Below are 21,101 nucleotides of genomic sequence, written 5' to 3'. Positions count from 1 at the left end.
ACCACACCCCATTTTCACCCCAGCAGCGCGTCCGGAGGGCACCTTTAACTCACGAGGCCGAAGGCCGTAACAGTGCGGCAGCGATCTCGGGGCCGAGCGCTACTGCAGGCAGTGAACTGACGTGCAGCTCGACGAGTTCTTCCCTCCCCAGCTGCGGATCGTTGAGCCACGACAGCGTCGCCTCTTCGACGAACGCGATCCAGCCGCGGACCGCGAGCCGGACGCGCGGTGTGACCTCGGCGCCGCCGAGCGGAACGTTGGAGAGGATGCGCTCGACGAGAACCGACCGATTCTCTTCGGCGATCGAGCGCATTTCGGGATCACCGCTCGCGGGTCCGCGGAGGAGCGAGACGTAGCCGTCGCGGTGTTCGGTGACGTAGTCGACGTATCTGTTCATGACGTCGGTCAGCATCTCGAACGGCCCGAGTTCGGGGTTCGGCAATAATTGCCGAAGCAGTTCGTTGCTGCTGTGGCGGACGATCTCGACGTGAAAATCGCGTTTCGACGGGAAGTAGTGGAAGAGCAATCCGCGCGAGATTCCTGCCATCTTGGCGATCTCGTCGACCGAGATCTGCTCCAGACCGCGCAGCGACAGCATCTTCACGCCCAGCTCGAGTAGCTGGTCACGACGCTGTGCGGGGTCGAGCCGGATTCGCTTCACAACTCCCACACAAACACCTTACTGAATAAGAGTCAATAGACTATTGACTAGTTCTCAGTAGGACCTTATCGTTACCTACATGAGTCTCCAGGTTACAGACAATGATGTCGACCAGACGGGCGTGCGATACATCGACACGCTCATCATCGGTAGCGGTTTCGCAGGTCTCGGCGCTGCGATCCGGTTGAGTCAGGAAGGTAAGTCCGACTTCCTCGTACTCGAACGCGGCTCGGTCGTCGGGGGCACCTGGCGCGACAACACCTACCCGGGCGCAGCCTGCGACGTGCCGTCGCATCTCTACTCCTACTCTTTCGCGCTGAACCCCGACTGGTCGCGCTCGTTCTCCAAGCAGGGCGAGATTCAGAACTACATCAGCGGCGTCGCACGTAAGTACAACGTGCTCGACAAGCACATCTTCGATTGCCACGTGCAGTCCGCGCACTGGAACAACGAGACCAACACCTGGGCCGTCCAGACGAACAAGGGCAAGTTCGAGGCGAAGATCCTCGTCTCCGCGGTCGGCGCACTCTGCGAGCCGTCGCTTCCCGACATCAAGGGCATCTCGGAGTTCGAGGGCGAAATCTTCCACTCAGCACAGTGGAACCACGACGCCGACCTAACCGGCAAGCGCGTCGCCGTGATCGGTACCGGCGCCTCGTCGATCCAGATCGTTCCGAACATCGCTGACAAGGTCGAGCACCTCGACGTCTACCAGCGCACCGCGCCGTGGCTGCTGCCGCGTGCCGACCGCGAGTACACCTCGGTCGAGAAGCTCGCCTTCAAGTACGTCCCCGGCTTCCAGCGTCTCTCCCGCGCCGGCATCTACTGGATGCGCGAGACGCAGGTCATCGGCCTTGCCAAGGCGCCGATCATGATGAAGCCGCTCGAGCTTGTCGCCCGCGCGAAGCTGCGCGTCGAGGTCTCCGATCCCGAGCTGCGCGCGAAGGTCACCCCCGACTTCCAGATCGGCTGCAAGCGCATGCTGATCTCGAACGACTACTACCCGGCCCTGAGTCGCGACAACGTCGACCTGGTCACCGACGGCATCAAAGAGGTCCGCAAGGACGCGATCGTCACCAACGACGGCACTGTCCGTGAGGTCGACGCGATCGTCGTCGCCACCGGCTTCCACGTCACCGACTCCCCCACGTTCGGCACCATCTTCGGCAAGGACGGCCGCAGCTTGGCCGACGTCTTCGAGGTCGGCGGCCAGCAGGGCTACAAGGGCTCGGCGATCGCAGGCTTCCCCAACCTGTTCTTCCTCGTCGGCCCGAACACCGGACTCGGCCACACCTCGATGGTGTTCATGATCGAGTCGCAGATCAACTACCTCGCCGACGCAATCGCGACGATCGAGAAGCAGGGCCTGGCGACCGTCGAGGTCCGCAAGGACAAGCAGGACGACTACAACAGGGACCTGCAGGAGAAGCTGTCCAAGAGCGTGTGGATGAACGGCGGCTGCGCGAGTTGGTACCTGGACAAGCACGGCAACAACACGACGCTGTGGCCGGGGTTCACCTTCGAGTTCCGTCGTATGCTCGCCAGCTTCGACGCTGACGCCTACGACACGACCGTCACCGTCGACACCGACAGTGCCGTTACCGCCGAGATTGCGACCGTCCGATGAGCAAGTTCGACGGCCGAGTAGCCGTAGTAACCGGAGCAGGTTCGGGTATCGGCCGCGCGCTCGCGCTCGACCTCGCGCGTCGTGGTGCCAAGTTGGCGCTGTCCGACATCGATACCGAAGGCCTTGCCGAAACCGTTCGCCAGGCCGAGGCGCTCGGCGCCGAGGTCAAGTCCGATCGACTCAATGTCGCGGAGCGCGAAGCTGTTCTCGCCTACGCCGACGCGGTGCACGCGCACTTCGGCAAGGACAACCAGATCTACAACAACGCAGGTATCGCCTACAACGGCGATGTCGAGAAGTCCGAATTCAAGGACATCGAGCGGATCATGGACGTCGACTTCTGGGGCGTCGTCAACGGCACGAAGGCGTTTCTGCCCTACTTGATCGAGTCCGGCGAAGGCCACGTCGTCAACGTGTCCAGCCTCTTCGGCCTGCTGGCCGTGCCTGGCCAGAGTGCTTACAACGCAGCCAAATTCGCGGTGCGTGGTTTCACCGAGGCGCTGCGCCAGGAAATGATGGTCAACAAGCACCCTGTCCAGGTCACCTGCGTCCACCCCGGTGGCATCAAGACCGCGGTCGCGCGAAACGCGACGTATGCGGAAGGTCAGGACGCGGCAACGTTCGCCGAATTCTTCGACAAGAAGATGGCAATACATTCACCGGAGATGGCCGCTGCAACGATCACTCGCGGTGTCGAGAAGAACCACGGCCGGGTGCTCATCGGCTGGGAGGCCAAGGCCCTCGATCTGCTCGTTCGCGTCAGTGGCTCGTTCTACCAGCGGCTCGTCGCGGAGACCACAAGTCGCATCATGCCGAAGTCGCAGTAACTGGCGTGCGCAACCTGACGCTGCCACGCGCACTTGTGGCGACCTTGCTGCGGCCTGTCTATCGGCTCACGCTCAATCCGAGATTGTCCTTTGCGACGCAGCGACGACTTCTCGATGCCGGTGCACCGTTGCAGACGCTGCCGAGTGGCACGCTCGTCCATGAGCTCACCCTTGCCGGGCGTCGCGCCGAAAAGATCACCGCGGGAGACGATCACCGCTCCGCCGTGCTGTACCTGCACGGCGGTGGCTACACGATCGGGTCGATAGCAACACATCGCTCGATCGCCGCCCACATCGCGCGCAATGCCGGTGTGGCGGTGTTCGTCATCGACTACCGATTGGCGCCGGAGAACCCTTTTCCGGCCGGTCTCGACGATGCGGAAGCGGCCTACCTCGAGCTGGTCGAAGCACACGGGTACACGCAGGAGCAGGTTGCGATCGCGGGCGATTCGGCAGGTGGCGGGCTCGCATTGGCGACCGCTCGCAGACTGATCGACAACCACGGGGTACGGCCGGGTGCACTCGCCTTGATCGCGCCGTGGGTGGATCCCAACGTCGTGAGTCCGAGGGCGAGCGACCTGGTACTCACGCGGCGGTGGTCGATGTCTTGTGCCGCAGCCTATCTCGGCGACGGCGACTCGACCGATCCCGGCTACGCACCACTGCTCGGCAGCCTCGCGGGGTTGCCACCGACCCTGGTGCACGTCGGCACGACGGAACTGTTGCAGCCGCAGGCCGCGCTACTCCGTGACGGATTGCTCGCTGCAGGTGTCGAGGTCGAGTACACCGAGTATCCGACCCTGTGGCACTGCGCTCAGCTGCAAGCCTCGATGGTCGAGGACGCGGCTGCCGCGGTCTCCGACCTCTCACTGTTCCTGCGCACTGCGTTCGACAGGGCAGCCGACGAGGACGTCGCCTGACGTTAGAGGTTTGCGTCAGAGGTATTGCGTCAGAGGTTTTTGCGTCACAATCCGTGCGCATCGAGCCAGGATCTGGCGACGTCGGCAGGCCTGGCGTCGGCGTCGTCGATCTGGCGAACCAAATCTGCGAGATCCGCTGTATTCAGCTCGCCTGCAACGATATTGAGCTTCATTCGCTGAGCGTCGGTGAGTGCGCCCGTGCGGTAAAGCGGCAGGACGTTCTGCGCCGGATAGACGAACTTCTCGTCGACGAGCGTCACGAGATCGTCGTCCGACCCCGTGGCAGCCGAACCGCGGACAACCGCGACATCGGCGTCTCCCGTCTCCAACGCTGTGCGGAGATCTGCGCTCGGCAGTACTCGCGTTTCGCTGAACCTGCAGCCGTATTCGGCCTGCAATGCGTCGACGACGGACTGCTCCGGCGCCGCGGCCGCAGCCAATGTCAGCGTCGAACATGCAGCTCCGATGTCGGACAACGATCGCGCCGACAACTGCGTTGCTCGCGGCTGTGTCATCAGAAAGGCCGGTCTGTCCTGTGCCGCAGCGTAATCGGACACCGATAGCCCGTCAGGCAGTGATCTGTTGAGGACGTCGAACACCTCGTCCGGCGTCGATTGCGTCGCGTCGGGATTCAGATAGTCGAGCAGGTCGCCGCTGATTTCCGGCACCAGCGTGATGCCGCCTTCGTCCAGTGCCGCAAGATATTCCGCGCGATCGCCGATGCGTGGCTGGGTCCGTACGGTCGCTCCGGTACGCGCGAGGGCTCCCGCATAGATGTGCGCGACGACTTCGCTCGGAACGGAATTCGCCGATCCAACGACGATCGTGGTGCCCTGCGCCGCTGGGTCGAGTACGGAATCGGTCCCCCCGCAGGCGACGAGCAATCCGAACGCGGGAACGAGCGCAGCCGCCCTCGCCAACCGTGCATACGCGGACATGCGATCGGTCACCTCGAACCTTTCTCTGGTCGACATCTTCGCCGGGACACCCTTTGTCACGAGTTTGTCGGTGCGGGTCGATACACTTGCACCCTAGTCGCCGCCGCTGCGTCGGAAGGACACGATGAAGATCGACACCATGTCTACCTCCCCCCGCCGGTGGCTGGTGGCCGCCGTACTCGCGATCGCGATGGTGTCGACCGCCGCGTGTGGCGGTGACTCGGATCCGCTTGCCGGCGACGGTGGGGAGCGGAGTTCGGATCCGGACACGCTCGTCGTCGGGTCCGCCAATTTCCCGGAGTCGACGACAATCGCGAACATCTATGCAGAAGCGCTGCGCGCGAACAGCTTCGATATCGATACCAAGTTCAACATCGGCAGCAGGGAGTCCTATATCCCGGCGCTGAAGGACGGATCGATCGATCTCATTCCCGAGTACACCGGCAACCTGCTGCTCGCGTACCTGGACAAGAACGCCACCGCCACATCGGCTGCCGATGTCGACAAAGCGCTGCTCGCGGCACTCGGACCCGACCTCGCGATCGCCACACCGGCGCCAGCGGAGGACAAGGACGCCGTCGTCGTCACCAAGGAAACGGCCGAGCGCTGGAACCTCACGACGATCGCTGATCTCGCGCCGTACTCGGCAGAGGTCAAGTTCGCCGCTCCCGCGGAGTTTCAGGAACGCTCGGTCGGGCTGCCCGGTTTGAAGAAGAACTACGACCTCGACATCTCGCCGAACAATTTCGTCGCGATCGCCGACGGTGGCGGTCCGGCAACGGTCCAGGCCCTCGCGTCCGGCCAGGTCACGGCGGCCAATATCTTCACGACCTCGCCTGCGATCACGAAGAACGACTTCGTCGTCCTCGAAGATCCGAAGAACAACTTCCCCGCGCAGAATGTCGTGCCGTTGTTCAGCAGCGTGAAGAAGTCGGAAAAGCTGACGAAGGTTCTCGACGCCGTATCCGCGAAGCTGACCACCGCCGAATTGATCGAACTCAACGAGACCGTATCAGGCGACAGCAAGACCGAACCTGCCGAAGCGGCGAAGAAGTGGGTTGCAGAAAACGGATTCGACAAGCCGATCGGCTGATTGTGATCGAGTTCGCGCACGTCACGAAGCAGTACCCGGACGGCACAACGGCTGTCGACGATCTCGACCTGCGTATCGACGCTGGTTCGTTCACCGTTTTCGTCGGTCCGTCCGGCTGCGGGAAGACGACCTCGATGCGCATGATCAACCGAATGATCACGCCCACGTCCGGGACGATTCTGGTCGACGGGCGCGACATCTCGACCCTCGATGCGGTTCAGTTGCGGCTCGGCATGGGTTATGTGATCCAGAATGCCGGGCTGCTGCCCCACCGGACTGTCGTCGACAACGTGGCGACCGTGCCTGTGCTGCGCGGTGATTCACGTCGAGCGGCCAGACGTGCAGCCCTCGACGTGCTCGAACGAGTCGGTCTGGATCTTTCGCTGGCGACCCGCTACCCCGCTCAACTCTCGGGCGGTCAGCAACAGCGGGTCGGCGTTGCCCGCGCGCTCGCCGCCGATCCCCCGATTCTGCTGATGGACGAGCCGTTCAGCGCGGTCGATCCCGTCGTCCGCGAGGACCTGCAGGCCGAAATGCAGCGTCTGCAGGCCGAATTGAGCAAGACGATCGTCTTCGTCACGCACGACATCGACGAGGCCGTCAAACTCGGTGACCGCATCGCCGTCTTCGGCCGCGGGGGTCGACTGCAGCAATACGACGCGCCGCAGCGTGTACTTGCAGCGCCCGCAACCGATTTCGTCGCAGAGTTCGTCGGACGTGATCGCGGCTACCGAGGTCTGTCCTTCCGTGGCGCAGAAGATGTTGCGCTGCACGATATTCGAACCTCGACCGAAGCCGGCCTCGGTGACCTTCGGTTGCAGCAGGGCGAATGGGTACTCGTTGTCACCGATGCAGGCGCACCGCGGGGTTGGATCGATGTCACCGGCGTCGAAGCGCTACGTGCCGGGCGCAATCTCGCCGACTCCACGTCGGCGGGCGGTTCGCTGTTCGGCATGGGCGCAGATCTACGACAGGCGCTGGATTCGGCGATCTCCTCACCATCGGGAATCGGCGTCGCGGTGAACGAGGCCGGCGCGGTGATCGGTGGTATCGACGCAACCGAAGTCATCGCCCAACTCGCCGAACAGCGCAAAGCCGAAGACCAGGCGCGAAACAGTAAACATTTCGACGGAAAGCACTTCGAAGCGACCGATCGATGAATTACCTCATCGACAACTTCTCGACCGTTCTCGACCTCACGAAGACCCACATCTATCTCTCGCTGGTGCCGCTGCTGATCGGACTTGCAATCGCGGTTCCCCTCGGCACAGCTATCCGCAACGTCGGCTGGCTGCGCAAACTCACGCTCAGCGTGGCGAGTATCGCGTACACGGTGCCGTCTTTGGCCCTGTTCGTCATCGTGCCGCCGCTCGTCGGACTGAAAGCGGTCGATCCGCTTGTCGTCGTCATCGCGTTGACGATCTACTCGACAGCGTTGCTGATCCGCGCCGTCCCCGAGGCGCTCGACTCGGTTCCCGCTGCGGTCATCGACTCGTCGAACGCGATGGGGTTCGGGTTTCTTCGGCGTGTCCTCACCGTGGATCTACCGCTGGCGATTCCCGTGCTCACGGCAAGCGTTCGCGTCGTCGCGGTGACCAACATTTCGCTCGTACCTATCGGGTCGCTCATCGGCGTCCACGGGCTCGGTTTTCTGTTCACCGACGGCTACCAACGTGACTACCTCGACGAGATCGTCGCCGGCATCATCGCGGTCGTCGTGTTGGCACTCGTCATCGACGGTCTACTCTTCGTCATCGGCCGTCTGCTCACACCGTGGACGCGAGCGGGTAGGCCGAGCGCCAAAAAGGTTGCGGCACTGACGAAGGCAGCGCAACGATGAATCTTTTCGGCGACGCGCTGTCCTACATCGTCGACAACTGGGGCAAGGGCGCCGAAGTCGATGTCCTGCTCCTGCAACATCTTTGGTACAGCTTCCTGGCTGTGTTCGCCGCGGCAGCCATAGCGGTCCCCCTCGGACTGCTGATCGGGCACGTTCGTCGCGGCGAGGCGGTGCTGGTCGGTCTGGTCAACGCGATGCGGGCGCTGCCGACACTCGGTCTGCTCACCCTGCTGGTCCTGCTGATGGGGCTCGGTCTGACTCCCCCGATTCTCGCGTTGGTCATCGTCGGTATTCCGCCGTTGCTCGCGGGCACCTACGCGGGCATCGCGAACGTCGACGCAGCGACGGTGGACGCGGCGCGAGCGATGGGTATGACCGAGCCGCGAGTGCTGTTCCGGGTCGAACTGCCCAACGCGCTACCGCTGATTCTCGGCGGACTGCGGAATGCGACACTGCAGGTCATCGCCACCGCAACGGTCGCCGCCTACGTCAACCTCGGCGGCTTGGGGCGGCCCATCTTCAGCGGACTGGCACTACGCGAATTCGATCGTGTGCTTGCCGCTGCGCTGCTCGTCGCCGCACTCGCCGCCGTCGTCGACGGACTCCTCGCCCTCGTCGTGTGGGTGAGCCAACCCGGCACGGGCCGGTTGCGACGCACCCCGCGCGATGTGACGGCGGCGATCACCGACCTGGAACGGCGTGAGGGGTCGCCACACTCCGTTTGACGGCGTGTGGGGACCCCTCACTCGGGACGACTGGGGTTAGACGACACCCTCTTTGCGCGCTGCTTCCGCGACGGCTTCGGCGACAGCCGGAGCAACGCGCGGATCCAGCGGGCTCGGGACGATCTTGTCGATGCTCAACTCGTCGCCGAGCACCGACAGAATCGCGTTGGCAGCAGCCAGCTTCATCCCTTCGGTGATCCGACGTGCGCCTGCATCGAGCGCGCCCTTGAAGACGCCGGGGAATGCGAGCACGTTGTTGATCTGGTTCGGGAAGTCGCTGCGGCCGGTCGCGACGACAGCAGCATGCTTGCGGGCGACCTCGGGATGGATCTCGGGGTCCGGGTTCGACAGCGCGAACACGATCGATTCCGGTGCCATGCTCGCGATGAGCTCCTCGGGGATCTTGCCTGCCGAGACACCGAGGAAGACGTCGGCGCCGTCGAGTGCTTCAGCCGCGCCGCCGCTGCGGCCGGACGGGTTGGTCCTGGCAGCGAGGTCGATCTTGACGTCGGTCAGGTTGGTGCGGTCCGCGCTGACGATGCCCTTGGAATCGAGCACCGTGACGTCGGCGATACCGGAGGCAAGCAGGATGTTGGCGCACGCGACACCCGCTGCACCGGCGCCGGAGATCACCACGCGCAAGGTGTGTAGATCGCGCTTCTGCGCCTTCACCGCACCGAGCAGGGCAGCGAGGACGACGATCGCGGTGCCGTGCTGGTCGTCGTGCATCACCGGGCAGTCGAGCGCCTCGATGACACGACGCTCGATTTCGAAGCAGCGGGGAGCCGAAATGTCTTCGAGGTTCACGGCACCGAAGCTCGGCCGCAGCAGGATCAAGGTATTGACGATCTCGTCGACGTCCTTGGTATCGAGCACAAGGGGAATCGAGTTGAGTCCGGCGAACTTCTTGAACAGCGCGGACTTGCCCTCCATGACCGGCAGCGACGCGCGGGGTCCGATGTCGCCGAGACCGAGGACTGCTGTGCCGTCACTGACGACGACGACGAGCCGGTCGGTCCAGGTGTAGCGCTTGGCCAACGTCTCGTCGGTCGCGATTGCGCGGCTGACCTGTGCGACGCCGGGGGTGTACGCAATCGACAGATCGCGTTGCGTCTCGAGCGGTGCGGCCAGCTCTACCGTCAACTTGCCACCGATGTGGGAGGCGAAGATGTCCTCGTCGGTGATCTCGGACAAGTTGCTGCTTTGGGAATTGGTCGCTTCAGTCACAGAGGACACGATGACACTCCTGCTCAGGACCCGATAACTCGGGTCCGGGTTACTGCCGGGTATGTGGAAACGGGCTGTCGGATTGCGCTTTCCCGCAAAGATGAATGGCGGATCGATCGATCGAAACCGGTGCGTCGGTCTGCCGGACCGGGTGAGTCCGAACACGAGATCTGCCGCATTCTCCAGCGCGCGGGGCGGTGGCACCGACGCGCAGATGGAACTTAGTCTGCCACCGGCCTTTCGTGAGTGGAAATCGAGGGTCGTGGCCCTCGCGATCACCGTAAGTTACGCGGATTACCCGGGCGTTAGAACCGTCTCGCCGTACGCCGGCAGCACAGGTGAGGTTGCGGGCGGTGAGCTGTCGGTCAGGTCCACCACTGCGTCCACAGCAGGAGCCCGGTGAGCCCGATCACGACGACCGATGCAGCGAACGAGACGAATCCGCGTCTGCGATCGGCAATCACCTGCGCGATCACAACGGCGACGGCGGTGACGATGTGCCACGTGATCGACACGACGCCTGGTCCGGGGAAGTCACGATCGTTCCCGAGCACCATCGCACCGATCACGACGAGCGTCAGGACCACGACTCCCGCGGCGACGGCACCGCTGAGTCCGCGTATCGATTTCCCCACCATGGAACCCAAACTAGACAACCTCCACTACTAACAGCGCATTCGATCAGGACGCTTGGATGAACCCGCGGACCGAGTCCGCAACGAGTTGTACGGCAATCGCGGCCAGCAGAAGACCGGCAATCCTGGCGAGCAACGTGCACCGGCGGCACGCCACCGTTGACCGCGTTGTTGCGCTGATTCTCTTCGTTGGTCAAACACGCCACAGCTTCCCAGGCTTCGGCCTCGTGCTGGGTCGTCTTCGCGACGCCGATGTTGAAGCCACCGATGGTCACCTTGGCGGGCTGACCCTCGATAACCTCGGGGTACGGCGCGCTTCGGAACACCTTCGCGATCGCCGCGTCCTGTTGTTCCGGGGGAACGGATTTCAGGTCGAGGAACGGCACCGCCCCCGCCGTCGCGTTCTCCTTCATACTCGGCAACACGAACGGGTAGTTGACCTCCATGAACGCATTGCCGAACTCGAGTCCGTTGCGCGCTGTTGCCTCGTCGCTCTGCGAGATCGACGGATCGCGGCCGTCCGCTGTCGCGACGTCCTTCATGATCTGCAGCGCTCGCTGGGTCGCCTCGCGATGTTCCGGGGTGTCGTTGAGGGTCACCGTTTTGCCGTCGTCGGCGACGACCTGGCCGCCTGCACTCACGAGCAGGGTGTTGAACCACACCATCAGGCCCTCGTACTGCTTGGCCTGCACGCCGATCTGCGCCGGTTTACCTTCGCGCGCATTGGCATTCGCGATATCGATCGCGTCTTTCCAGGTCTGCGGTGGCACTCCGGCCGGCACCTGGTCGGGTCGGTACCACAGCAACTGCGTGTTCGAGTTGAGCGGAACGGCGTACAGCTTGTCGTCCCACTCCGCTGTCGCAAGCGGACCCTCCAGCGTCGACCCGTCCTTCAGTTTCGCGGAGAGGTCGTCGGGGACGGGCAGCGCCCAGCCCGCCTCGGCGAACTCGGCGGTCCACACGACGTCGAGGGTCATGAGGTCGAGGGTTTTGTCGTTGCCTGCGAGTCGACGCGCAAGTTGCAACCGTTGATCGTTGGCGCTCTTCGGCAGAGTGCGCTGCTCCACCTTGTAGCGCCCGTTGGCTTGCGCCGTGCAGGCGACCGCGGCCGCACTGTATTGCTCGGCGCCGTCCGCAGCGGTATAGAAACTGAGCACGATCCCGCCGTCGTCGGAACCACACGCGGCAAGCATCGGACTAGCGACGATGACCGCCGCACCCATAAGCGCCAGTCGTTTTCGTACCCGCACGGACCGCCTCCTGTTTCGCGAATGCAGCGACAGACGACGTCGGCAAGGCTCACGCGAAGGGCGCGCGACGAGTCGACGTTGTACTCGCAACCGGTTACTTGAATAACCTCTGCAAAACTATCTGAAACCAGGCCCGAACGATATAAGAAAGGCCGTCTTGTGTGGGCTAGAGAGCGAGTTTTGCCAGCAGGTCCCGCGCAGCCTCAGCAGATTTCGGATCGCAGAGCACGTCGTAGCGCCCGGCGACCAACTGCATCGACGACGCGAAGTCGCGTTGCCCTCTGGTAGCGGCGTAGGGGATGGCTGTCGAGATGACCCCGAAGATGATGCCGCCGGTGATACCGACGATCAGTGGTCCGAACATGCTTCCCGTCGTGAACAGCCCGAGCAGGAGACCGAAGAAGACGCCGAGCCAGGCGCCCGAAACAACCCCGCCGCCAATAACTTTGCCCCACGTCAGTCTGCCGAGAACACGCTCCACCTGCATGAGGTCGACACCGACGATGGTCACGTCCTGCACCGAGAACGCTTGATCCGCAAGGAAGTCGACAGCGCGCTGCGCTTCGGCGTACGTCGGATACGAGCCGATCGGCCAGCCGGACGGTGGTGTCGGAAGCCCTTGGCCCGCACGGTTGGAGCTACCCATAGGATTCGTCATGGCTATATTGTGCATCCCGAAACCGCACCTCGGGAGGGTCGGACCACCGCTCGGCCTCTAACCTGACACCCATGGCAGCGGTCAGCAAGGTATTCGCAGCCAGGCTCGCCGGCCTGGTGGTGCTCGGCCCCGACGGCGAGTCGGTCGGCCGCGTCCGGGACGTCGTCATCACGATTCGCATCGGTAGACAGCAGCCGCGGGTACTCGGCTTGGTCGTCGAATTGCTCACCCACAAAAGGATCTTCGTCCCGATGCTGCGGGTGACTGCCATCGAGCCGAGTTCGGTGACGCTGACGACGGGCAACGTCTCGCTGCGCCGCTTCGCCCAGCGACTCGGCGAGGTGCTCGTCCTCGCGCAGGTCCTCGACTCGAAGGTCCGAATCGACGATCCGGAACTCCCCGACCTGCACAACGACACCGTGTTGGTCGTCGACCTCGGACTCGAACTGACCCGTAGCCGAGACTGGGTTGCGGCTCGGGTCGCGGTCCGCGGTCATCGTGGTCGACTCGGCCGTCGAGCACCGCTGCATGTGGTCGACTGGCCGCACGTGCACGGCCTGACGCCGCAGGACCTCGCGCTTCCTGGCCAAGGGGTTTCCCAGATCCTCATGCAGTTCGAAGGCCTTCGAGCGGCTGATGTCGCGAATGCCCTGCGCGAACTTCCCGAGAAGCGCAGGCTCGAGGTCGCGATCGCGCTCGACGACGAACGCCTTGCCGACGTCGTCCAGGAATTGCCCGACGACGACCAGATCGATCTGCTCGGCAAATTGAAGGCCGAACGCGCCGCCGACATCCTCGAGGCGATGGACCCGGACGACGCTGCCGACCTGCTCGGTGAGCTGCCCGATGCCGAAGCCGAAACGTTGCTGCGATTGATGGACCCGGAGGAATCCGAACCGGTCCGGCGGTTGCTCGAGCACTCCCCCGACACCGCGGGCGGTTTGATGACGCCCGAGCCTGTCATTCTCAATCCCGCGACGACTGTCGCCGAGGCGCTCGCGCGGGTGCGGATTCAGGATCTGACGCCTGCGATCGCGAGTCTGGTATTCGTCGCGCGGCCACCGTCGGCGACACCGACCGGCCATTACCTCGGTTGCGTGCATCTACAGCAGTTGCTGCGCGAACCGCCCGCAAGTCTCGTCGGCGGCATCATCGACAAGGACCTGCCACGCTTGCGGCCCGAAACGCCTCTGGCTGCCGTGACGCGCTACTTCGCGACCTACAACCTCGTCTGCGGTCCCGTCGTGGACGACGAGGGGCATCTGCTCGGCGCGGTGACCGTCGACGACGTTCTCGATCATCTCCTTCCCGAGGACTGGCGCGACGAGGAGGGCGACGACAATGAGTGAGAAGAGGGTCGCGTCGGAGAAGGCCGCCGTCCAGTCGGCCCGGCAGCGTCTCGATACGCCCGTCGGTTCGCGTTTCGCCAGATTCCAGATCGACGTCGAAGCCGTCGGCCGAGTCGGCGAAAGTTTCGCGCGTTTTCTCGGTACCGGACGTTATCTGGCCATCCAGACCGGGATCGTCATCATCTGGATTCTGCTGAACATCTTTGCGATCAAGCTGCAGTGGGACCCCTATCCCTTCATTTTGCTGAACCTTGCCTTCTCCACCCAGGCGGCCTATGCAGCGCCGCTGATTCTGCTCGCCCAGAATCGGCAGGAGAATCGCGACCGGGTATCGCTGGAAGAAGACCGCGTTCGGGCAGCCCAAACGAAAGCGGACACCGAGTTCCTTGCTCGCGAACTCGCTGCATTACGAATTGCTATCGGTGAGGTAACGACCCGTGACTATTTGCGGCGAGAACTCGACGAAATCAAAGATCTCATGGTCGAGCGTTTGCCGAATTCCGCAGAAGGACGCAAGAATTCAGGAAAAGGATCAGGTTCCGGTAAATCACGACGCCGCGAGACCGAAGCCAAAATGGCCGATTCCGAAGACCGCCCCGTCACAGGTATGTAACCTGGGTCTCGTTGTCCCGAGCGGCCGGTCGAATATCGGCGCTGACACAATTCTTGCCGGGTGGTGTTTGTGGAATGCGTTTGAAAGCACCGATTACGGTCTCTGCTTTGGTCTTGGCCGGTCTGGTTTCGGCGGGTTCGTCGTCGAATTCCATGCCGAGCGGACCCGATCCGCGAACGCCTGCGCCTTTACTCGCCGCCGCCGAACAACCCGCCGTGACCGGAATCGTCGGTATCGTTCCGACGACCCACAAACCTGCGCGCAAGTTTCGCGAAGCGACGCCGGCCGCCGGCGTCCCGTTCACGGGCGGCGTCCCGTTGCGAGACGTCGCCATTCCCGGAATCGTCGGCGCACTCGGTATTCCCGAGATCGTGTTGGCCGCCTATCGCAACGCCGAACTCGCACTAGCCGCATCCGAGCCCAACTGCGGCGTCAGCTGGAACCTGCTCGCGGGCATCGGAAAGATCGAATCCGGTCACGCTGGCGGTGGCCGAACCGACGCAGCAGGCACGACGGCTGCGCGGGTGCTCGGTCCGACGCTCGACGGCACGCTCGCAGGCAACAACATCATCAGCGACACCGATGGCGGTGCGCTGGACGGTGATTCGATTCACGACCGCGCTGTCGGACCCATGCAGTTCATCCCTGGTACCTGGAAGTTCTACGCATCCGACGGCAACGGCGACGGCGTTTCCGATCCCAACAACGTTTTCGACGCGACGGTGTCGGCAGCCAAGTACCTGTGCTCGGGCGGTCTCAACCTCCGCGATCCGGCTCAGGAGTTGCGCGCCGTGCTGCGCTACAACAACTCGATGGCTTATGCGGCGAACGTGCTCAGCTGGTCGGCCGCGTACCGGACCGGCGGCTCACCATCGGCGGTGTCCATCTCCCCGGACCTGATCCCGCCCGGCGCGTCACCGATCGATGTTTCCGCGCTCACCGAGGCTGCAGAAGACAAGACGACGACACCTTCGACCACTCCGAGCGAGACCCCGTCCACAACGACGACGCCGCCACCCCCACCGATGATCGTGATCCCGGGCCTGCCGCCGATCCCGTGTGGCATCTTCTGCCCGCCGCCTCCACCACCGCCGCCCGCGGCAGACGCACCACAGGCTCAGGGCGCAGCGCCCGGTGCTCCTGGCGTGATGCTGGAACAGCCGGCACCGGCCGCTGACCCCGCTCCGATGCCTGCTCCCGTGCCGGCGTTCGGGCTGATCCCGCCGCTGTTCCCCATGCCGTAAGCGCCCGGCCGTGGTCACATGATCACGGTAGGGTAACGGAATAATCTCGAATCAGGTACCCTCGACTCCGGTTCAGTAAACGGAGCGCCTCGCACGAGGCAACGGGGAGGTATCGCTAGTGGGTCGCCACAGCAAGGCATCGAGTTCGAACGTTCGACGCAATTCCTTGATCGCGTTGACCGGGCTCGTTCCCGCTGGACTTGTCACCGCGGTGTCCACCGCCGGCGCAGACGCAGGTGCACCCATCTTCACCCAGCAGACCGCGCACGAATCCGTCACTACCGAGCAGGCTTCGGCAGCGCCGATCGCCGCCAGCGTCGTACCGCAGGCGCCCGTCGCCACCCCCGAGCCTGCGCCCGAACCACCTCCCGCCCCCGTGACACCGCCGCTGCCGACGAGCATCGCAGCAGGCGCGCTCGGCATACCGGGCGTCAACCTCGCCGCCTACAGGGCCGCAGCGCAGACCCTGGCCGCCCAGAACCCCGTGTGCAACATGCCCTGGACGCTGATCGCCGGTATCGGTCGCGTCGAGTCGACCCATGCGAACGACGGCAAAGCCGATATCGCAGGCAACCTCACCACCCCGATCTACGGTCCGATCCTCGACGGCAGCCTGTCGGGCAACAACGTGATTCACGACTCCGACGGCGGCGCACTCGATGACAACAGCGGTTACGACCGCGCTGTCGGACCGATGCAGTTCCTACCCGAGACCTGGAAGCGGTACGCCGCCGACGGCAACGGCGACGGGGTTGCCGATCCGCAGAATCTTTTCGACGCAGCATTGACGACCGGCAAGTACCTGTGCGACGGCAATCTCGACATGCGCGACCTCGGACAGCAGACCAAAGCGATCCTGCGCTACAACAACTCGATGGCCTACGTCGCCAACGTCGTGGCGTGGTCACTCGGCTATGCGACGGGGATCACCCCGCCCGCAGAGGCACTGCCGCGAATTCACTGACCCAGGCCTCCGTAGGATCGAGTTCATGTCAGTCGTCACGGAATCAGCCGTTCGGTCCGCACTCGCGAAAGTGGACGATCCTGAGATCCGCAAGCCGATCACCGAACTCGGCATGGTCAAGAGCATCGACATCGCCGACGATGCCAGCGTGCACATCGTCGTCTGGCTCACCACGGCCGGTTGCCCCATGCGCTCGGAGATCACCGGTCGGGTAACCAAGGCGGTCGCCGACGTCGCAGGCGTCGGCACGGTATCGGTCGATCTCGACGTCATGAACGACGAACAACGCACCGCGCTTCGCAAGTCGTTGCGCGGCGACTCTGCCGAACCCGTCATACCGTTCGCTCAGCCGGGCTCGCTCACCCGCGTCTATGCCGTCGCATCAGGTAAGGGCGGGGTCGGAAAATCAAGCGTCACAGTCAATCTCGCCGCAGCGATGGCGGCACGCGGACTGTCCGTAGGCGTTCTCGACGCCGATATCTACGGCCACTCGGTCCCCCGCATGCTCGGCACGGATGCTCGTCCGACACAGGTCGAGAAGATGATCATGCCGCCGATCGCACACAACGTGAAGATGATCTCGATCGCGCAGTTCACCACCGGCAACACCCCTGTCGTATGGCGTGGACCGATGCTGCACCGCGCACTGCAACAGTTCCTCGCCGACGTGTTCTGGGGCGACCTGGACGTGCTGCTGCTCGACCTGCCGCCGGGAACAGGTGACATCGCGATCTCCATCGCCCAGCTGATTCCGGGCGCGGAAATTCTCGTCGTGACGACACCGCAGCCCGCCGCAGCCGAGGTGGCCGAGCGTGCGGGCGCGATCGCGTTGCAGACCCGTCAGCGCATCGTCGGCGTTGTCGAGAACATGTCCTGGATGGAACTGCCCGACGGCTCTCGTATGGACGTCTTCGGCAGCGGCGGGGGTCAGGCCGTCGCCGACCGACTCACCAAGGCCGTCGGCTCGAACGTCCCTCTGCTCGGCCAGATTCCACTCGAGCAGGCAGTTCGCGAAGCGGGCGACGACGGCGAGCCCATCGTGCTGCGTGATCCGGAATCACCGGCTGCGGTCGCGCTTGCTGCTGTCGCGGAGAAGTTGTCGGTACGGCGTCGCGGTCTGGCAGGCATGTCGTTGAGCATCGACACGACTAAGAATTTCTGAACGCGCCCGCTCAGGTCGCGTCGGTGTCGATCGGTGGGCGTTCGCCCGAATCCGGTTTCGCGAGGTTCGACCCTGACGAACTCGGCTTCGAGAGGTTCGGTGTGTTGGACGCACGGAACTCCGGAGCCGCCGTCGGCTCGGCGGACTTCGGCTTCTCGAAGCTCGTCAACAGTGAATCGTCGCCGTCGAGAAGGTGTTTCGTGATCAACGACCGCGGCGTCATCCCACGCAGCTGATTGATCTCCGACAGCGGTTTGCGAAGATCGTCGAACTCGGGACCGAGTTCGTCCTTGAGTTGCTGGGTCGCGCCGCTCGCGTAGTTCCTGACCTGACGTAGGGACTTGGTCACCCACATCACCGCACCCGGAAGCCTTTCGGGACCGAGGATGACCAGTGCTGCAACAAGTAGCACCATCATTTCGCCCCAACCGATGTTTCCGAACATGGGTCAGTCCGAACCGAGCGTGATCTGCACGTCGACCAATCGGCCGTCGCGAACGAGCTGCAGCGGAACGGTCGCTCCGATCACCTGCGATTGCACGGCGACGACCAACTCGTCCGCGTTGGTGACCTCGCGATCGCCGACCTTGACGATGATGTCCCCCTCGACCAGCCCGGCCTGTTGAGCGGGACTGCCATCGCGAACGTTGGCGATCTCGGCACCGCTGGTCGCGTCGTTCACTACCGACCTGGCGTTCACACCGATGTCCGGGTGGCGCATCACACCGTCCCGAATGAGCGCCTGCGCAACACGGGTGACATCGTCGATCGGGATTGCGAAGCCGAGGCCGACCGAACCGCCGCTCTGGCTGCGAATCGCGGTGTTGATGCCGATCACGCGACCTTCTTCGTCGACCAGCGGTCCGCCCGAGTTACCGGGGTTGATGGCTGCGTCGGTCTGCACGGCGTCGATGACGGCATTGGTGTCGGAGCCTTCGCCGCTCAGGCGTACCGGGCGGTTCAGCGCGCTGACGATGCCGCTTGTCACCGTTTTACTGAGCCCAAGGGGCGAGCCGACCGCGACGACGTCCTCACCGACCTGCACGTCGCCCGAACGGCCGAGTTGCGCGACCGTGAGGTTCTTCGCTTCGACCTTCAGGATCGCGAGGTCGGTCTTGGTGTCACGACCGACGATCCGGGCCGGGGTCTTGGTGCCGTCCGAGAACAACACCTGAATCTTCGCGTTGCCGCTCGTATCCGTGGCCGCCATCGAGATCACGTGGTTGTTGGTTGCAATGAAGCCTTCGCCGTCGATGACGACGCCCGACCCCGTCGCAGCGTTGTCGCCGAGCGTCACCTGGATCGAGACCACGGCGGGCAGCACGGCATCGGCGACCTTGGCGACCTGACCACGGGGTTCGTCCGAGTCGGCACCGACCTGCTGCAATTCGACCTTGTTGCTCGTCAGGTCGCCGAAATCGACGGTCAAGCCGACCAACGCCCCGACCGCGCCGCCGAGCAGACCGACGACAAGAGCGATCGCAGCCAGCGACGCAAGAGCTTTCGGAGCGACCTTCGAGCCGAACAGCACTTCGCGAGCGCCGAGTTTACGACCGTCGGGCTTGGTCTCGGGTGCAGGCTTGGCCAACGCAGGCGGACCGAGGCGCGCCGCGGCGTCCGGGTCGCCCCAGGGGTCCGGCTCTTGCGTCGCACCGACGGGAGCGGTGAGGCCTTCGGGATCACGCTGAATGGAATCGGCTTCACCCGGCGGGCGACCGAAGGCCTCGGCCAGGATGGGATCCGGCGGGCGGACCTGCAGGTCCGGCGACGACGCGACCCGGCGAGCAGTGGGTACGAACGAACCCGTCACGCCACTCGGCCTGCCGAACGCGCGGGTGAAGGAATGATCGATCGCGGGACGATATACCGGGCGGGGTCCGAGCACCGGGGCATCAGCAGGTCGCAGGTTGCCGGAGTCCGTTTGCCGTGGCGTGGTCGATTCCGAGGTCACTCGGCAAACTCTACTTGCGCCAACGCAGGGACCACCGCTTGCTCTCGTGCGACGCCGGGTAATCGCGTCCACAACCAGGAAATTCGCCGGTAGGTATCTGACTGAGCGCTCCGAGCAGCGTCGCAGGTATCGACACGTGCGCGGACCGCCGCAACGCACCGCGTGCCTGCTGCTGAGCCTCGACTTCGGCAGCACATTCGGGACAGATGCCAACATGCTGCGCAGCGCGAAGGTAGGCGTTCATCCGAAGTTCACCGTCGACGTAGGCGGCTATGGCCTCGCTTGCCAGATGTTCGGTCGAGGAGAAACGGCGTACCGGGGGAAGTTTGCCGTCCTCAGGGGACGAACTCCCACTCCCGCTCAATGCCGTCATCAGGTCCTCCCGGTCGTCGCCGAACTTCGTCACCGACCGAGTCATCGGAGTGCGTGTTCGACCTTGTCGTCCGCGTCGTGCTCTGCGTTCTTGGCGTTCTTCGCCAGGTGCTCCCGCAATGCCTGCCGACCGCGGTGGATGCGGCTGCGGACGGTACCCAGCTTCACTCCCAGTGTGGCACCGATCTCCTCGTAGGACAGGCCTTCGATGTCACACAGCACAACCGCGGCGCGAAATTCCGGCGCCAACGAGTCGAGGGCAGACTGTAGATCGGGGTCGAGACGCGAATCGTGGTAGGCCTGCTCGGGCCCAGGGCCTTCGGCGGGAACGCGATCGTAGTCGTCGGGAAGCGCCTCCATCCGAATCCGGTTGCGGCGGCGGACCATGTCGAGGAAGAGGTTGGTCGTGATGCGATGCAACCAGCCTTCGAACGTGCCCGGCTGGTAGTTGGACAGCGAGCGGAACACTCTGATGAAGGTGTCCTGTGTCAGGTCTTCGGCATCCTGCGCATCGCCGGAAAGTCGGTATGCAAGCCGATAGACGCGGTCGGCGTGCCCACGGACGAGTTCGTCCCACGACGGCATGGTCGACTGCTCACCCGTTGCGTCGAAAGCCGCGGTGCCGCTCAGTTCGAACGTCGCGTCGGACTCGGTGGTGGTGTCGGTAGAGGTTTCGGTGGTCGAAATGTTGCCAGCGGCTGTGTTGTCGAGCTCGCCGCCGACCACTCCCGCCCGGGGATCGCCCGGGAGGTTGGAATAGTCGCGTGCCGCACTCACCGTGTGGATGGGTGAAACCTCCTGCTCAGGACCGCGGGGCGTCGAAATGTTCACACCGAACCCCATTTACGATTTTCAACTCGTCGGTATCGGGCTTTGTTCCCGCCGGATCGTTCGAGTTTCGTTCACGTGTTCGGCAGTTCGGCATCCACGGTCGGATGGTCTTGCGTGCCATAACTCTCTCCTGCCCCGATATGCCAGAGGTGAGAATCGCCTGAGGGATGCCTGAGAAATCTTCCTTGTCCGCTGTGGTCGCGCCTCGACGACC

The 21,101-nt window shown here is 64.0% G+C and carries 22 protein-coding genes; 12 read left to right on the top strand and 10 right to left on the bottom strand.

The window, feature by feature from the left end:
• Positions 1-49: 49 nt before the first annotated feature.
• A complete protein-coding gene (locus ACHIRB_RS26415) occupies positions 50-670 on the bottom strand; it encodes a TetR/AcrR family transcriptional regulator (protein ID WP_395119359.1) in 621 nt (206 codons plus the stop codon).
• Between the two features lie 70 nt (positions 671-740).
• Here ACHIRB_RS26415 and ACHIRB_RS26410 point away from each other — a divergent pair, with 70 nt between their 5' ends.
• Genes ACHIRB_RS26410 through ACHIRB_RS26400 form a run of 3 tightly spaced genes read left to right on the top strand, consistent with a single transcriptional unit; the run spans position 741 to position 4,035 of the window.
• Positions 741-2,288, top strand: a complete 1,548-nt coding sequence (locus ACHIRB_RS26410; protein ID WP_395119357.1) for a flavin-containing monooxygenase — start codon at positions 741-743, stop codon at positions 2,286-2,288.
• Positions 2,285-3,115, top strand: coding sequence for an SDR family NAD(P)-dependent oxidoreductase (locus ACHIRB_RS26405; RefSeq protein ID WP_395119355.1), 831 nt, complete (start codon positions 2,285-2,287; stop codon positions 3,113-3,115). Before ACHIRB_RS26410 ends, ACHIRB_RS26405 begins: the two co-directional genes overlap by 4 nt.
• 5 nt (positions 3,116-3,120) lie before the next feature.
• Positions 3,121-4,035 carry an alpha/beta hydrolase gene (locus ACHIRB_RS26400; protein ID WP_395119353.1) on the top strand — a complete coding sequence of 305 codons (915 nt, stop codon included), beginning with the start codon at positions 3,121-3,123 and terminating at the stop codon, positions 4,033-4,035.
• Positions 4,036-4,079: 44 nt separating this feature from the next.
• On the opposite strand, the gene ACHIRB_RS26395 is transcribed toward ACHIRB_RS26400, so the two are convergent.
• Entirely contained in the window at positions 4,080-4,985 is a 906-nt protein-coding gene (locus ACHIRB_RS26395; RefSeq protein WP_395126566.1) for an ABC transporter substrate-binding protein, read from the bottom strand.
• 127 nt (positions 4,986-5,112) lie between these two features.
• On the opposite strand from ACHIRB_RS26395, the gene ACHIRB_RS26390 reads away from it, so the two are divergent.
• From ACHIRB_RS26390 to ACHIRB_RS26375, 4 genes are read left to right on the top strand one after another with little or no spacing between them, the layout of a single operon-like run.
• Positions 5,113-6,066: an ABC transporter substrate-binding protein gene (locus ACHIRB_RS26390; RefSeq protein ID WP_395119349.1), complete on the top strand. Its 954-nt coding sequence runs from the start codon at positions 5,113-5,115 to the stop codon at positions 6,064-6,066.
• A gap of 2 nt (positions 6,067-6,068) precedes the next feature.
• Complete coding sequence (locus tag ACHIRB_RS26385) at positions 6,069-7,226, top strand: ABC transporter ATP-binding protein (protein WP_395119347.1); 1,158 nt, start codon at positions 6,069-6,071, stop codon at positions 7,224-7,226.
• Positions 7,223-7,906, top strand: a complete 684-nt coding sequence (locus ACHIRB_RS26380; RefSeq protein ID WP_395119345.1) for an ABC transporter permease — start codon at positions 7,223-7,225, stop codon at positions 7,904-7,906. Before ACHIRB_RS26385 ends, ACHIRB_RS26380 begins: the two co-directional genes overlap by 4 nt.
• The gene (locus ACHIRB_RS26375) at positions 7,903-8,631 is read left to right on the top strand and encodes an ABC transporter permease (RefSeq protein ID WP_395119343.1); all 729 of its coding nucleotides are present in this window, start codon (positions 7,903-7,905) and stop codon (positions 8,629-8,631) included. Before ACHIRB_RS26380 ends, ACHIRB_RS26375 begins: the two co-directional genes overlap by 4 nt.
• Before the next feature lie 36 nt (positions 8,632-8,667).
• Here the strand turns inward: ACHIRB_RS26375 and ACHIRB_RS26370 are convergent, their stop codons facing one another.
• The 4 genes from ACHIRB_RS26370 to ACHIRB_RS26355 all read right to left on the bottom strand — a co-directional run bounded on the left by ACHIRB_RS26370 (position 8,668) and on the right by ACHIRB_RS26355 (position 12,401).
• Positions 8,668-9,867 (bottom strand): NAD(P)-dependent malic enzyme, encoded by a 1,200-nt coding sequence (locus tag ACHIRB_RS26370; RefSeq protein WP_395126567.1) that lies wholly within the window; start codon positions 9,865-9,867, stop codon positions 8,668-8,670.
• Between the two features lie 356 nt (positions 9,868-10,223).
• Positions 10,224-10,445, bottom strand: a complete 222-nt coding sequence (locus tag ACHIRB_RS26365; protein WP_395127794.1) for a hypothetical protein — start codon at positions 10,443-10,445, stop codon at positions 10,224-10,226.
• Positions 10,436-11,716 (bottom strand): extracellular solute-binding protein, encoded by a 1,281-nt coding sequence (locus ACHIRB_RS26360; RefSeq protein WP_395127795.1) that lies wholly within the window; start codon positions 11,714-11,716, stop codon positions 10,436-10,438. Before ACHIRB_RS26360 ends, ACHIRB_RS26365 begins: the two co-directional genes overlap by 10 nt.
• A gap of 193 nt (positions 11,717-11,909) precedes the next feature.
• Positions 11,910-12,401 carry a YflT domain-containing protein gene (locus tag ACHIRB_RS26355; RefSeq protein ID WP_199705830.1) on the bottom strand — a complete coding sequence of 164 codons (492 nt, stop codon included), beginning with the start codon at positions 12,399-12,401 and terminating at the stop codon, positions 11,910-11,912.
• Positions 12,402-12,472: 71 nt separating this feature from the next.
• Here ACHIRB_RS26355 and ACHIRB_RS26350 point away from each other — a divergent pair, with 71 nt between their 5' ends.
• From ACHIRB_RS26350 to ACHIRB_RS26330, 5 genes are all read left to right on the top strand, one after another.
• On the top strand, positions 12,473-13,750 hold the full coding sequence (locus tag ACHIRB_RS26350; protein ID WP_199705829.1) for a magnesium transporter MgtE N-terminal domain-containing protein: 1,278 nt from the start codon (positions 12,473-12,475) through the stop codon (positions 13,748-13,750).
• Positions 13,743-14,363 carry a DUF1003 domain-containing protein gene (locus ACHIRB_RS26345; RefSeq protein ID WP_395125963.1) on the top strand — a complete coding sequence of 207 codons (621 nt, stop codon included), beginning with the start codon at positions 13,743-13,745 and terminating at the stop codon, positions 14,361-14,363. The genes ACHIRB_RS26350 and ACHIRB_RS26345 overlap by 8 nt, the downstream gene beginning before the upstream one ends.
• A 74-nt stretch (positions 14,364-14,437) precedes the next feature.
• Positions 14,438-15,607 carry a lytic transglycosylase domain-containing protein gene (locus tag ACHIRB_RS26340; RefSeq protein WP_395125964.1) on the top strand — a complete coding sequence of 390 codons (1,170 nt, stop codon included), beginning with the start codon at positions 14,438-14,440 and terminating at the stop codon, positions 15,605-15,607.
• A gap of 118 nt (positions 15,608-15,725) precedes the next feature.
• On the top strand, positions 15,726-16,571 hold the full coding sequence (locus ACHIRB_RS26335; RefSeq protein WP_395119316.1) for a lytic transglycosylase domain-containing protein: 846 nt from the start codon (positions 15,726-15,728) through the stop codon (positions 16,569-16,571).
• A 25-nt stretch (positions 16,572-16,596) separates the two neighbouring features.
• Positions 16,597-17,733 carry an Mrp/NBP35 family ATP-binding protein gene (locus tag ACHIRB_RS26330; protein ID WP_199705825.1) on the top strand — a complete coding sequence of 379 codons (1,137 nt, stop codon included), beginning with the start codon at positions 16,597-16,599 and terminating at the stop codon, positions 17,731-17,733.
• Between the two features lie 10 nt (positions 17,734-17,743).
• On the opposite strand, the gene tatB is transcribed toward ACHIRB_RS26330, so the two are convergent.
• From tatB to sigE, 4 genes are read right to left on the bottom strand one after another with little or no spacing between them, the layout of a single operon-like run.
• Positions 17,744-18,178: a Sec-independent protein translocase protein TatB gene (tatB, locus tag ACHIRB_RS26325; protein WP_199705824.1), complete on the bottom strand. Its 435-nt coding sequence runs from the start codon at positions 18,176-18,178 to the stop codon at positions 17,744-17,746.
• 3 nt (positions 18,179-18,181) lie between these two features.
• Positions 18,182-19,684 carry a S1C family serine protease gene (locus tag ACHIRB_RS26320; protein ID WP_395119314.1) on the bottom strand — a complete coding sequence of 501 codons (1,503 nt, stop codon included), beginning with the start codon at positions 19,682-19,684 and terminating at the stop codon, positions 18,182-18,184.
• 10 nt (positions 19,685-19,694) lie between these two features.
• Positions 19,695-20,057 carry a hypothetical protein gene (locus ACHIRB_RS26315; protein WP_395119504.1) on the bottom strand — a complete coding sequence of 121 codons (363 nt, stop codon included), beginning with the start codon at positions 20,055-20,057 and terminating at the stop codon, positions 19,695-19,697.
• Between the two features lie 41 nt (positions 20,058-20,098).
• A complete protein-coding gene (gene sigE / locus ACHIRB_RS26310) occupies positions 20,099-20,887 on the bottom strand; it encodes an RNA polymerase sigma factor SigE (RefSeq protein ID WP_395125965.1) in 789 nt (262 codons plus the stop codon).
• Between the last annotated feature and the right edge of the window lie 214 nt (positions 20,888-21,101).

This window comes from Antrihabitans spumae (assembly GCF_043944905.1).
In the GTDB taxonomy this organism is placed as follows: Bacteria; Actinomycetota; Actinomycetes; order Mycobacteriales; family Mycobacteriaceae; genus Antrihabitans; species Antrihabitans spumae.
Note: the sequence above shows the minus strand (reverse complement) of the source record. Positions and strands in the feature narration are given on the sequence as shown.

Excerpts from the sequence above, each read along its gene's own strand:
- ACHIRB_RS26410 (WP_395119357.1), top strand. The coding sequence starts at position 741 with ATGAGTCTCCAGGTTACAGACAATGATGTCGACCAGACGGGCGTGCGA.
- ACHIRB_RS26405 (WP_395119355.1), top strand. The coding sequence starts at position 2,285 with ATGAGCAAGTTCGACGGCCGAGTAGCCGTAGTAACCGGAGCAGGTTCG.
- ACHIRB_RS26390 (WP_395119349.1), top strand. The coding sequence starts at position 5,113 with ATGTCTACCTCCCCCCGCCGGTGGCTGGTGGCCGCCGTACTCGCGATC.
- ACHIRB_RS26380 (WP_395119345.1), top strand. The coding sequence starts at position 7,223 with ATGAATTACCTCATCGACAACTTCTCGACCGTTCTCGACCTCACGAAG.
- ACHIRB_RS26375 (WP_395119343.1), top strand. The coding sequence starts at position 7,903 with ATGAATCTTTTCGGCGACGCGCTGTCCTACATCGTCGACAACTGGGGC.
- ACHIRB_RS26360 (WP_395127795.1), bottom strand. The coding sequence starts at position 11,716 with ATGGGTGCGGCGGTCATCGTCGCTAGTCCGATGCTTGCCGCGTGTGGT.
- ACHIRB_RS26355 (WP_199705830.1), bottom strand. The coding sequence starts at position 12,401 with ATGACGAATCCTATGGGTAGCTCCAACCGTGCGGGCCAAGGGCTTCCG.
- ACHIRB_RS26350 (WP_199705829.1), top strand. The coding sequence starts at position 12,473 with ATGGCAGCGGTCAGCAAGGTATTCGCAGCCAGGCTCGCCGGCCTGGTG.
- ACHIRB_RS26345 (WP_395125963.1), top strand. The coding sequence starts at position 13,743 with ATGAGTGAGAAGAGGGTCGCGTCGGAGAAGGCCGCCGTCCAGTCGGCC.
- ACHIRB_RS26340 (WP_395125964.1), top strand. The coding sequence starts at position 14,438 with ATGCGTTTGAAAGCACCGATTACGGTCTCTGCTTTGGTCTTGGCCGGT.
- ACHIRB_RS26330 (WP_199705825.1), top strand. The coding sequence starts at position 16,597 with ATGTCAGTCGTCACGGAATCAGCCGTTCGGTCCGCACTCGCGAAAGTG.
- tatB (WP_199705824.1), bottom strand. The coding sequence starts at position 18,178 with ATGTTCGGAAACATCGGTTGGGGCGAAATGATGGTGCTACTTGTTGCA.
- ACHIRB_RS26315 (WP_395119504.1), bottom strand. The coding sequence starts at position 20,057 with ATGACGGCATTGAGCGGGAGTGGGAGTTCGTCCCCTGAGGACGGCAAA.